At 59.3% G+C, this 12419-nt stretch carries 13 protein-coding genes; 12 read left to right on the plus strand and 1 reads right to left on the minus strand.

The genetic code is table 11. From position 1 onward, the window contains the following. Positions 1–265 precede the first annotated feature (265 nt). The 10 genes from IJL83_05585 (at position 266) to IJL83_05630 (ending at position 9240) form a co-directional block, all read left to right on the plus strand. On the plus strand, positions 266–562 hold the full coding sequence (locus tag IJL83_05585) for an STAS domain-containing protein (GenBank protein MBQ6553068.1): 297 nt from the start codon (positions 266–268) through the stop codon (positions 560–562). A 190-nt stretch (positions 563–752) separates the two neighbouring features. Further along, a complete protein-coding gene (locus IJL83_05590) occupies positions 753–1508 on the plus strand; it encodes an SGNH/GDSL hydrolase family protein (GenBank protein MBQ6553069.1) in 756 nt (251 codons plus the stop codon). 116 nt (positions 1509–1624) lie between these two features. Continuing rightward, entirely contained in the window at positions 1625–2803 is a 1179-nt protein-coding gene (locus tag IJL83_05595; GenBank protein MBQ6553070.1) for a diguanylate cyclase, read from the plus strand. Positions 2804–2936: 133 nt separating this feature from the next. After that, positions 2937–5066, plus strand: a complete 2130-nt coding sequence (locus IJL83_05600) for a hypothetical protein (GenBank protein MBQ6553071.1) — start codon at positions 2937–2939, stop codon at positions 5064–5066. Then, the gene (locus IJL83_05605; protein ID MBQ6553072.1) at positions 5050–5925 is read left to right on the plus strand and encodes a glycyl-radical enzyme activating protein; all 876 of its coding nucleotides are present in this window, start codon (positions 5050–5052) and stop codon (positions 5923–5925) included. Before IJL83_05600 ends, IJL83_05605 begins: the two co-directional genes overlap by 17 nt. Positions 5926–5968: 43 nt before the next feature. Then, the gene (locus IJL83_05610) at positions 5969–6292 is read left to right on the plus strand and encodes a TfoX/Sxy family protein (GenBank protein MBQ6553073.1); all 324 of its coding nucleotides are present in this window, start codon (positions 5969–5971) and stop codon (positions 6290–6292) included. A gap of 70 nt (positions 6293–6362) precedes the next feature. Beyond that, positions 6363–7511, plus strand: coding sequence for a lactaldehyde reductase (gene fucO / locus IJL83_05615; GenBank protein MBQ6553074.1), 1149 nt, complete (start codon positions 6363–6365; stop codon positions 7509–7511). Positions 7512–7623: 112 nt separating this feature from the next. Then, positions 7624–7794, plus strand: coding sequence for a hypothetical protein (locus IJL83_05620; protein ID MBQ6553075.1), 171 nt, complete (start codon positions 7624–7626; stop codon positions 7792–7794). A gap of 90 nt (positions 7795–7884) precedes the next feature. Beyond that, complete coding sequence (locus IJL83_05625) at positions 7885–8928, plus strand: stage II sporulation protein P (GenBank protein ID MBQ6553076.1); 1044 nt, start codon at positions 7885–7887, stop codon at positions 8926–8928. Between the two features lie 30 nt (positions 8929–8958). Beyond that, positions 8959–9240: a hypothetical protein gene (locus IJL83_05630; GenBank protein MBQ6553077.1), complete on the plus strand. Its 282-nt coding sequence runs from the start codon at positions 8959–8961 to the stop codon at positions 9238–9240. A 387-nt stretch (positions 9241–9627) separates the two neighbouring features. Here IJL83_05630 and IJL83_05635 read toward each other — a convergent pair whose 3' ends face one another. Further along, positions 9628–10131, minus strand: coding sequence for a CarD family transcriptional regulator (locus tag IJL83_05635; protein MBQ6553078.1), 504 nt, complete (start codon positions 10129–10131; stop codon positions 9628–9630). A gap of 252 nt (positions 10132–10383) precedes the next feature. Here IJL83_05635 and IJL83_05640 point away from each other — a divergent pair, with 252 nt between their 5' ends. Then, on the plus strand, positions 10384–11628 hold the full coding sequence (locus IJL83_05640; protein MBQ6553079.1) for a 6-phosphofructokinase: 1245 nt from the start codon (positions 10384–10386) through the stop codon (positions 11626–11628). Positions 11629–12093: 465 nt separating this feature from the next. Continuing rightward, positions 12094–12419, plus strand: a 326-nt coding sequence (locus IJL83_05645; protein ID MBQ6553080.1) for a hypothetical protein, incomplete at its 3' end; no start/stop codon positions are given.

Raw genomic sequence — 12419 nt, forward strand, 5'->3', positions numbered from 1 at the left:
CTTTGGCGAGTTATATTGCTACGCAGTTATATTCGGCTGACGCCGAGTGATATTGCGCTCCGCGCAGTTGAAAGGCGAATAAAATAATTAATATTTGCATATCGGAAACATTGAAATCTGTGGTTTTTTGTGTTATACTGGCATACGATAACAATAATTTGCCCTTGCGGGCGCGTAAAGCTGTACGCTCACGGCGCATATCAATGAGGGAAAAGGTGAATACGAAGGAGTTTATCATCAACAACGCGGGAGAAGGGGAAACACTATGAACATCAACAAGACTATCAACGGATCCGATATGACCGTCGCCCTTGAGGGCCGCCTGGACACGACCACCGCGCCGGAGCTCGAAGAATCCCTGAAAGATTCTCTTCCCGGCGTGAAAGAACTGACGTTCGATCTGCAGAAGCTGGAGTACGTATCCTCCGCCGGACTGCGCGTCCTTCTCTCGACTCAGAAGATCATGAACGGGCAGGGCGCCATGAAGGTCGTCAACGTCTGCGATATGGTGATGGAAGTTTTCGATGTCACCGGCTTCAGCGACATACTGACGATCGAGTAACGCGCGTCCGCGCCGCCCGCGCGCTGCGCCGGTGAAGGCGCGCAAGCCGTGCCGCTTTTGACCGCTTTATGCGCACACGCACGCCGCAGGTGTGCGTGTGCCGCTGTCTTTTCACCGATTCGGTCCGCGCCGGAGTTTATGCTTTTGCCGCGTCGAGCAAAAGAATCAGTCTTGAAGGAGTGTTTTATAAATGGAAGATAACAGAGCCGGTTCCCCTTACGCGGGCAAGGCGTTCTCGATACTCGGCGACTCGATAAGCACGCTCGAGGGATACAATCCCGAAGGGTACAACCTCTACTACTACGGCGCTAATTCGTGGATCGCGCGGGTGCTGAAGCCGCTCGATACGTGGTGGGGAAAGCTGATAGACCGCCTGGGCGGCAAGCTGCTGGTGAACGATTCGTGGTCCGGCAGCAGAGTCACGCGCATCCCCTATTTCAACGAACAGTTCCCGTCCGGCTGCTGCGACGAACGCACCGGCGGCCTGCACGTCGGCGACGCGCTTCCGGACGTGATAATCGTCTACCTCGGCACGAACGACTGGGGCTTCGGCGCGCGTCCGGATATGACGAGCGAGGAGTATTACGAGGGCGACGAAGACGTTGCCGACGGCATCACCGACACCGTCTTTTCCGCCGCCTACGCCGCGATGCTCGGCAAGCTCCGCAGGAACTATCCCGAAGCGGAAATATGGTGCTGCACGCTCGGAACGACCTTCATTCCCGGCAGGCCGGACTTCGTGTTCCCGCCGGTCTGCGAAGGCGTGCATATCGAGAAGTTCAACGACTTAATCAGGCGGGCGGTCGACGACGAGGGCGGCAAGGTCCGCCTTATCGACTTTTACGCCTTCCATACGCCCTACGCCTCCGTAGACGGAACCCACCCCGACGCCGACGGTATGGAGGCCCTGGCGGATATGGCGATCCGTTCGATGCTCGGGGAATAACGCGCGTTTTGCGCCCTTTGCGCCGAACGTATTGACAGTATCGGTTTTTTGAGATAAAATTAAAGCGTATTACGGCGCGCATACCGCGCGAAAACGCAATGAAAGAAGAATAATAAATGTATTATTCGAGTTTCGCCGCGCTCGCGATAATCATCACGCTGATAATCAACCACAACGTGATGAGGGCGAGCAAAAAGGCGAATGATGCAGCTTCAAAGATCATATACAAGCGCTTTTTGATGAGCGTTCTCGTTTACTATATCTCGGATCTTCTCTGGGGGCTGCTGTACGGATGGAATCTTACCGCGCTCACCTATGCGGATACGATAATCTACTTTGTCGCCATGGTCGTGTCGCTGCTGCTGTGGACGCGTTACGTCGTTGAATATCTCGGCAACAACAATCTTTTCAGCAGGGTGCTGAAATACGTCGGCTGGGCGATACTGCTTTACGCGATTGTAACGCTGGCGCTGAACTTCCTGTATCCGATAGTTTTCTGCTTCGACGAAAGCGGCGTTTATCATCCCGGCAGCGCGAGGTACGTCACGCTCGGGATCCAGATCGCGCTGTTCCTCACCACGTCTGCCTACTCGCTCGCCGTGGCGGCTAAATCGAAGGGCAAGGCGCGTCGGCATCACCGCACGATCGGCTTTTCCGGCATCGTTATGGTGGTGTTCGTGATATTGCAGACGCTTTTTCCGCTGTTCCCGTTCTACGCCGTCGGATGCCTGATAACCACCTGCCTCATCCACGCGTTCATAATCGAGGACGAAAGAAGGGCGTATACCCGCGAGCTCGGCAGCGCGAAGCATAAGGCGTACACCGATTCGCTCACGGGCGTCAAAAACCCGCACGCCTACGCCGAAGAAAAGGCGGAAATCGACAGACGTATCGACGCCGGCGAACTGAACGAGTTCGCGGTGGTCATCTTCGACCTCAACGGCCTGAAGACGGTGAACGACACCGAAGGACACGACGCGGGAGACAGATACATAGAGAGCGCCTGCCGCCTTATCTGCGATCAGTTCAAGCGCAGTCCGGTCTACCGTATCGGCGGCGACGAATTCGTGGCGTTCCTCACGGGCGAGGATTACCGCCACCGCGAGGAGCTGCTCGCGGACTTCGATAAAAAGGTCGAGGCGAATCAGGAGCAGGGCCTTGTGGTCGTTTCGAGCGGTATGAGCGATTATATTCCCGGCAGCGATAACGACTACAACACGATCTTCGAGCGCGCCGACCGCATTATGTACGAGCGCAAGCGCAAGTTGAAGGAAAGGGCTCTTACGCTCGCATAAAAGCGTATAAAGCGATACGCACACCCCCGCGGTGTGCGTATTTTTTATGTCCCGCCGTTGCATTCGCGGGCGGGATATGGTATAATCAAAGCGTAAAACAAGGGCGGTCGGGACCGCCGGACAGGGTGAAAGAATGGAATTCGCATCGATAAACGGAATACCGCGTCCGAAAAGGCTCAGTGACGCGACGCGCCGCTTTGCCGCCGGATCGCTCGGCTGCAAATACGGGCTCGACGCGAAGAAGACGCCCTTTGTCACGCTCGACGATATCGAAGGCTTCGACGCTCTTTCGCCCTGCGGAAAGTACGACGCCGCCGTCAGAAGGATCGCGGAAAGCGCGCCGATACGCATATGCGAAGGCGAACTCGTCAGCGGCGCGGCGACGCTCGGCGCGGCGATAGGCCACGTCGTGCCTGCGTACTTCGGCGGCGAGCCGGTCTGTCAGAGCATAAGCCATCTCACGGTGGATTTCTTCTCGGTCGTCCGCGAGGGGCTCGACGCCGTCAGGGCGAAGGCGGAGAAGGCGTCGGAAGAATACCGCGGCACCGAAAGGGAGGAGTTCGCGAGAAGCTGCGTCAGCTGCCTCGACAGCTTCGATATATGGCATAAACGCTATCTGAACGCGCTTCGCGAAGCGGGGCTTGCGGAGAATTACGAAAACCTGCTCGTCGTTCCGCACAGACCCGCGCGGACGTTTCACCAGGCGGTGCAGAGCGTGTGGTTCGCCTTCGCGTTCCTGCGTCTGTGCGGGAACTGGCCGGGCATCGGCCGGCTCGACGTACTGCTCGGCCCGTATCTGAAACGCGACCTCGAAAGCGGCGCGATAACGCTCGACCGCGCGCGGGAGATACTCGCGCATTTCTTTATAAAGGGCTGCGAGTGGATATGCGGAGGCAATTACGTTTCCGGCGACGCGCAGCATTACCAGAACCTCGTAATATCCGGCGTGGACGGGAACGGGGAAGACGCGACCAATGAGGTAACGTATCTGATCCTCGATATCATAGAAGAGCTCGGGATAAGCGATTTCCCGACGACCGTGCGCCTCAATTCGAAAAGCGACGAAAAACTGCTTCGCCGCGTCGCGGAAGTGATGCGTTTTGGCGGCGGCACGCTCGCCGCGTACAACGAAGAAAAGGTAATAGAGGCGATGACCGCATACGGCTATCCTCTGCGCGAAGCGCGCGGCTTCGCGAACGACGGCTGCTGGGAGGTGCAGGCGCCGGGCAAAACCTACTTCAGATACGTTCCCTTCGACTCCCTGAGGCTTTTGCAGGAGAAGACGCTGAAAAGCTACGACGGCTCCGCCGTGTTCGGCAGCTTCGCCGAGCTTTACGGCGCGTACCTGTCCGACCTGCGCGATCTGCTGGAGGGGATACTCTCGGACGCGCTGACCTATAACATGGACCGCCGCGGCACCGACGGCTGGATATGGAAACGCGCGATCCCCTGCACAGTCGTCTCGCTTTTCGAGCGCGGCTGCGTCGAAAAGGGGCTTTCCTACCTCGAGGGCGGTCCGGCGTATAACGTCGTTTCGCCGCATATCGGCGGTCTTGCCGACACGGTCAACAGTCTGTATGCGATAAAGAAACTCGTTTTTGATGATAAGAAAGCAACGTTCGGCGGGCTTATGAGCGTCCTGCGCGAAAACTGGGAGGGCGCGGAGCCCCTGCGGCAGTACGCGCTGAACAAATACGCCTACTACGGCAACGACAGCGACGAAGTCGACCTGCTCTGCGTGCGTCTGCTCTCGGACTTCGCGGAGCTTTGCGCGTCGCTTGACGGCAGAAGCGGCTACAGCTTCCCCGGCGGCGTGAGCACCTTCGGGCGCCAGCTCGAGTGGTCGGAGCAGCGGCTCGCGTGCCCGAGCGGCAGAAGGCGCGGGGAAGTGCTCGCGGCGAACGCTTCGCCGACGCCGGGCAGCGACAGGGAGGGCGCGACGGCGATAATACGCTCCTACTGCAAGTGCCCGCTCGCGAAGCTCCCGGTCGGCGCGGCGCTCGATATAAAACTGCTGCCCTCTGTCACGAAGGGCGGCGAAGGGCTCGACGCGCTCGTTTCGCTTCTGCGCGGATTCGTGAAGTCGGGCGGGTTCTTTATGCAGCCCGACGTCGTCGACGCCGCGGTGCTGCGCGAGGCGCAGAGACGTCCGGAGGATTATACCGGGCTTTCCGTCCGCGTATCCGGCTGGAACGCGAGATTCGTGACCCTCAACAAAGAGTGGCAGGATATGGTGATAAGTCAGAATGAAAGCGGCAAATGAACCGACGGTCAGAGTAGCGGAAATACAGCGCTTTTGTATGCGCGACGGCCCCGGCGTGCGGACGACGGTCTTTCTGAAAGGCTGTCCGCTGCGGTGCGTCTGGTGCCACAATCCCGAAATGCAGCGGAGCGAAAAGGAGCTTCTATATTTCAAAAACAGGTGCGTCGGATGCCGCGCCTGCGCCGTGTGCGAAAACGGAGCACACGCCTTCGGCGCGGAGGGGCATACGCTCGACCGTCGCCGCTGCGTCGCGTGCGGCAGGTGCGCCGCGGAATGCCCGACGTCCGCGCTGCGCGTGTGCGGCTCGGATATGAGCATAGAGGAGATCGTCCGCGAGGTGAAAAAGGACGCCGCCTTCTACGGCGAAAAGGGAGGCGTGACGCTCTCCGGCGGAGAGCCGTTCGCGCAGTCCGGCACGCTTGAACTCGTGAAGCGGCTGAAGGCCGAGGGGCTGAACGTCGCGGTCGAGACCTGCGGTTACTTTGACGTTACCGCCGCGCTGCCTTACGTCGACCTGTTCCTGTGGGACGTGAAGGATACCGACGCCCGCAGGCACGAGCGATACACGGGGGCGTCGAACGAAGCGATACTGGCGCATCTTTACGCCGCCGACGCCGCCGGTGCGCGCATAAGACTGCGCTGCATACTCGTAGCCGGCGTCAACACGGATGCGGCGCATTACGGGCGCGTCGCGGAGATCGCCGCCGAGCTCCGCAGCTGCGAAGGCGCGGACGTCCTTCCGTATCACGCCTTCGGCGGCTCGAAGGCGGAGAGCGTCGGGATGCCGGATAACGGCAGCGCGTCTTTCGTTCCGACGGAGGAGCAGCTGAACGAAGCGAGAAGAGTGATATGCGGATAAAAACGCCCGCGCGGGCGGGCGATGACAGGAAGGGGAGCACACAATGCCGTCGAAAAAAGAAAACCTCGACCGCGCGCTCGCGATGCTGTGCGGGCTTGAGGACGTAACGTATAAGCAGATGATGGGCGAATATATGATCTACGTCGGCGGAAAGCTGATCGGCGGCGTTTACGACAACCGCCTGCTGCTAAAAGGTACGCCGGCCGCGGAACGCATCCTTGCGGAATCTGAATCAGGCGTGCGCCGCGCCGTCCCTTACGAGGGCGCGAAGGAGCAGCTCGACTTCTCCGGCGCCGGCGCGGAACTCGTCCGCCGCGCCGTTGAAGCGCTCGTGCGCGAGCTCCCCGGGCCGAAACGGAAGAAGTAGCGTCCCGCACGCGAATTACAGGTGAAATAAAAGCAAATAATTATAACAAAATGCAACGGAGGAATGGCACATGGCAAACAGAATAGTTCTCAACACGATCTCCTACCACGGACACGGCGCGATCGAAAACATCGTCCCCGAGCTGACCTCGAGAGGCTTCAAAAAAGCGTTCGTCACGTCCGACGCAGACCTGCTGAAGTTCGGCGTGACCGCGAAGGTGACCGACCTGCTCGAAAAGGCCGGCTTCGCCTACGCCGTTTACAGCGACATCAAGCCCAACCCCACGATAGAAAACGTCGTCGGCGGAGTCGAGGCGTTCAAGGCGTCCGGCGCGGACTGCATAATCGCCATCGGCGGCGGCTCGAGTATGGATACCGCCAAGGCGATCGGCGTCATCGTCGCCAACCCCGAGTTCGCGGACGTCCGTTCGCTCGAAGGCGTCGCGCCGACGAAGCGCCACGCCGTCTTCACCATCGCCGTCCCGACGACCGCCGGCACCGCCGCCGAGGTCACCATCAACTACGTCATCACCGACGTTGAGAAAAAGCGCAAGTTCGTCTGCGTCGACGTCAACGACATCCCCGAGATCGCCGTAGTCGATCCCGATATGATGGCGACTATGCCTAAGGGCCTGACCGCCGCGACCGGTATGGACGCGCTCACCCACGCCATCGAGGGCTACATCACGAAGGGACACTGCGCGATAAGCGACATGTTCCACCTCGAAGCGATCCGTCTGATATCCGCGAACCTCCGCGGCGCCGTCGCGAACACCCCCGAGGGCAGGGAAGGCATGGCGCTCGGCCAGTATATCGCCGGCATGGGCTTCTCGAACGTCGGACTCGGCATCGTTCACAGCATGGCGCACGGACTTTCCGCGCTTTACGACACGCCGCACGGCGTCGCCTGCGCGATCCTGCTGCCCGTCGGCCTTGAGTACAACAAGACCGTCAGCGGCGAGCGCTACCGCGCCATAGGCAGGGCGATGTGCGTCGAGGGCATCGACACGATGTGCGACGCGGAAGCGGCGGACGCGACTATCGCGGCGGTCCGCAAGCTCTCGCAGGACGTCGGCATCCCCGCGAACCTCCAGGGCATTCTGAAGGAGGAGGACGTCGCGTTCCTCTCCGAGTCCGCCTACGCGGACGCCTGCCGCCCCGGCAATCCGCGCGAAACCAGCGTCGCCGAGATCGCGGAGCTTTACAGAAGCCAGATGTAATTGAATTATCCGCCGAAAACCGCCGTCATTGACGGCGGTTTTCTTATTAAACTATTGATATTTAAGGCGTCTCATGATATAATATGCGATAATACTGAAGGAGGCGTAAAAAATGGGCGGACCGATATTTGATTATGACGACGGGGAATTCATCTTCGGCTCGGGCGATATGCGCTTTAATTCCGACGGCGATATGATGATGCGGATGGGGGACAATATGGCTATGGATATGGAGACCGGAGAGATACATATTACATCATCATGGGATGACGACGACGATTGACGGTTTCGGAAAGTGAATATAAAAAAGAGCAAGCCCCGCGCCTGCTCTTTTTTGTTGCATATTCGCCCTTCCGTCCGCATAGAATGCGGTATGAAGACGATGAAAACGACCAAACTGCTATCGATAATACCGACGCTGCTGCTGGCGCTGATCGCGCTGACCGCGGCGGCGAAAAACACGGGCGAGCCGATAATCGCGGAGCTGCTGCTGACGGCTGCTCCGCTTTCCGCGCCTTCGGACGAGCCGCGCGAGCCGTCGCCGGCGCAGGGCTACGAGGAGACCACGCTGCCGCCCGAGCCGCCCGCCGTGCAGACTGAGGCGATCGCGCCCGCGAACGCCGACGCCGGCTCCTACGAGCACGCCGTTCGCGAAATGAGCATCCTGCGCGGCACGAGCGAAAACGACTCCTCCAAGGTGCATTTTTCAAACCGCACGGATTATAATATAGACATAAACGACTTCGTCACCGCCGGCCCCGCCTTCAAGCTCGCGGAAACCGACGAGCCGCAGGTGCTTATCGTCCACACTCACGCGACGGAGGCGTACCTGCCCGCCGAAGCGCCCGGCGTCAACGGTTCCTCCGCGCGGCGCAGCACCTCGCCGGACGAAAACATGGTCGCGGTCGGCGAAAAGCTCATCGCCGCGCTCGAAGCGGGCGGCGTGAAGTGCCTTCACGACACCTCCTTCCACGACCACCCGGCGTATTCGCATTCCTACGACCGCGCCGCGAAAAGCATAAAGTCATACCTCGAGCAGTACCCGTCGATTAAGATCGTCGTCGACGTCCACCGCGACGCGATCTGGAAGGACGACGGCACGCGCGTCAAGCCGACCGTGCTCGTCGACGGCAAAAAGGCGGCGCAGATAATGATAATCAGCGGCACCGACAAGGGCGGACTGACCTTCGACACCTGGCGCGAAAACCTCGGCTTCGCCGCGGCGCTGCAGTACGCGGGCGACCGTATGTACCCCGGCCTGCTCCGTCCGCTTAACGTCGCCGCCGCGCGCTACAATATGCATTTCACCTCCGGCTCGCTGCTCTTCGAGGTCGGCAGCGACGTCAACACGCTCGACGAGGCGCTGTACTCCGCCGAGCTGATGGGCAAGGTGATGCTGGACGTTCTGAAAAAGTAAGGAGAGACCGAAACGAAAAGAAACGCAGCCGTGTTCCTCGCGGCGTTCGTCATATCCGCCGTCCTGCTCGGAGGCGCCGCCTGCGCGCTCTGTCTGAAGCAGGAGGCCGGCCTCGCGGAGAGCGTCGAGCAGACGCTCGGCGAAGCGGTGAAGGCGCTGGACTCCGCGCCCCGCATCGGCGAAAGCATGGACGAAAAAACCGCGGAGACCGTAGTCGCCGCGGCCGATATCATTCTCGATACGCTCCCGCCGCTGAAACGCCTTGCGCTTTCGGTGCTGCTGCGGGGCGTGTTTGCGCTGCCGGCGCCGTAGGCGCCTGAGGCGCAGGAACTCTATAAGCCTTCCCCTTGAGGGGAAGGTGGCTTGCCGACGTGAAACGACGGCAAGACGGATGAGGTGTCGCCGCGAAGCGGCGCCTGTCATCCTGAGCGAGCGAAGCGAGTCGAAGGATCTTGTCGGTAACGGACGTATAAAACAAAAAGCGTGCAGTCGAAAACGGATATGACCGTTCGCTTTCTACCGCACACTTTATTATTCAAGAATGCCTCGTCTTTAAGATCCTTCGGCTTCGCAGCCGTTGGCTGCTCCGCTCAGGATGACAGCGGCGAAGCCGCATTCCGTCGGTTGCCGGCTGCGTGATTTCGCGGGCGATCAAGATCGCCCCTACGGCGCACCGCTCGACCTGTCTGCGCCGCGAAGCTATACCGCCTTTGCCTTCTCCTCGAGGAAGGGGAGCACGCGGTCGAAGGGCTTGTCGAGCACAAACGACGCCTCCTCGCGCAGCAGCTTCTCGGCGTCCTTCAAAAAGCGCTCGTCGCCGACGTGGAGCTTCTTGCCGATGTCGAACTGCCTGTCGCGGTGTACGCGTATCGCCTTTATCAGCGCGAGGGCGGTCTCGCGGTCGTTATCCGCAAGCGCGGCGGCGCAGCGTGCCTTGCGCTCGTCCTCGTCCTCGATCCAGAGCGGCTCGATGGAGGGGAACTTCTTCGCGAGCGTCTTGATTCCGGCTTCGGTAATAAGCGGGCGCATCCTGCCGACGAGCTTCTCGTTATCCGTCGGCACGAAAAGGGTGGAGCGTCCGTTAAAGACGGGCTTAAGGACGTAATAATCCTTCTTCTCGCCCGTGATATCCATTTGCGTTATACCGTCGATACGGCAGACTCCGTTGACGCCGTAAATCACGGTTTCGCCCCGGCTGAACATTTCTCCACATCCTTTCCGGAAAAGATTATAATTCCCCACACTTTCACTTTTGTATCACAATTATATCACGTTTTTAATAAAAAAGGAATATGCAAATTGAATAAAATTGAACTTTTTTTGCGTTTTTTTCTTCACCGAAGCGCCGAAAAGGGCGTTATTCCGCGAAAATCCCCCGTTTCCGCTTGACACAAAACGCATATCGGTTGTATAATGTATCGGTTGTAAAAATTCGCAAAAACGGAGGGAAAAACAATGAGTGAACTCAAAGGCGCCTGCATCATAGGCCAGTCCGGCGGACCGACTTCCGTCATCAACGCCAGCGCGTACGGCGCGATCAAGACCGCGCTCGAGACCGAGTGCATCACCGCCGTCTACGGCGCGGAGCACGGCATCAAGGGCGTGCTCGACGACAAGCTTCTCGACATGGGCAAGGAGGACCCGAAGGAGCTGGAGTATATGAAATACACCCCCTCTTCCGCGCTCGGCAGCTGCCGCTACAAGCTGAAGAACGCAGAAGACGACGACACCGACTACAAGCGCATCCTCGAGATATTCAAGAAGTACAACGTCCGCTATTTCTTCTATAACGGCGGCAACGACTCCATGGATACCTGCAACAAGATATCCAAGTATATGGCGAAATCCGGCTGGGAATGCAGAGTCATGGGCATCCCGAAGACGATCGACAACGACCTCGCCGGCACCGATCACTGCCCCGGCTACGCCTCCGCGGCGAAGTACATAGCCACCTCCGTTATGGAGATCTATCGCGACGCCCGCGTTTACGACACCGGCATGATCACCGTCATCGAGGCGATGGGCAGAAACGCCGGCTGGCTGACCGCCGCCGCCTCCCTCGCGAACTACAAGGGCAACGGCGCGGACCTCATCTACCTGCCGGAAGTCGACTTCGACCTCGACGCCTTCCTCGACAAGGTCGAGGAGATCTACAAGAAGAACGGCAAGTGCATCGCCGTCGTTTCCGAAGGCATCAAGGATAAGAACGGCAAATACATCTCCGAATACGGCGCGGAAAACCTCGCCAAAGACAGCTTCGGCCACTCGCAGCTGGGCGGCCTCGCCTCCTTCCTCGCGAACGCCGCCAAGGCGCGCACGGGCGCGAAGGTACGCGGCATCGAGCTTTCGCTGCTGCAGCGCTGCGCCGCGCACTGCGCCTCCCAGACCGACATCGACGAGTCCTTCGCCGCCGGCAAGGCCGCGGTGGAATACGCCGTCGCCGGCACGACCGACCGCATGGTCGGCTTCGAGCGCAGCTATGAGAACGGTCAGTATAAGTGCAACATCAAGCTCTTCGGTCTGACCGAGGTCGCGAACGCCGAGAAGAAGGTACCGCTCGACTGGCTCAACGAGACAAAGGACGGCCTGAACGAAAAGTTCGTCGAGTACGCGCTCCCGCTGATCCAGGGCGAAACCAAGCTCCCGAAGGAAGACGGCCTCCCGCGCTTCGTCCGGCTCAAAAAGGTCTACGCGAAGTAATAAAATAACGCACAGCTTCGGGCACCTCCCTCAGACGAGGGAGGTGTCATTTTTTGCTCGCAAAAAATGACGGAGGGAGTGAAAACTGCCGCGCAAGCGGCAATATCACTTGCCCGAAGGGCAAATATAACTGCCGCGCAAAGCGGCAATATCACTATCGCGTCAGCGATAATATCACCGCCGACGGAGTCGGCGCCCGCGGCTCCCATGTGCAAGGAGAGCCGTCGAGGCCTGCGCGGCAGGGCGAGACTGAGGGGTTGTCGGCTGCCGAAACCGTAGGGACGAGCATCGCTCGTCCGGCGGCGAAGCCGCGCCTTCGTTGTCTGCGCAGCGGGCTTTTAATTATCTCTCCTTCAGTTTTTGTTATCCGCGCTTCAGTTTTTGCGTAAAACCGATTGAATTATATCGAAACATAAACTATAATGAACACAACGGCACGCGAAATAAAACGAACGGAGGGGCAATATGATACCGCAGACCATAGGCCGCGAATACGACGTCGGAAAGCTTGCGCCGGTGCAGTGCGTGAAGGACGATACGCTGAAAGACCTTGACATAAAGGATAATTGTTTCCTGCTTCTTATCGTGCGCGAAGGCGCGGCGCGTTTCCGCGTGGGGAACAGATCGTTTGAAGCGGCGGGCCCCTGCTTCGTCTGCTTCGACGAACGCGAGAGCCCGCGGCTGATAAAAAAGCGCGGGCTGAAATGCGACGCGGTCTATTTTCACCCGTCGTTCCTCAACGTCAATATGACCTTCAAGCTCGTCCACAGCAGCAGCTACAGCCGTGTGGC

The sequence above is a fragment of the Clostridia bacterium genome (genome assembly GCA_017438525.1).
In the GTDB taxonomy this organism is placed as follows: domain Bacteria; phylum Bacillota; class Clostridia; order Oscillospirales; family RGIG8002; genus RGIG8002.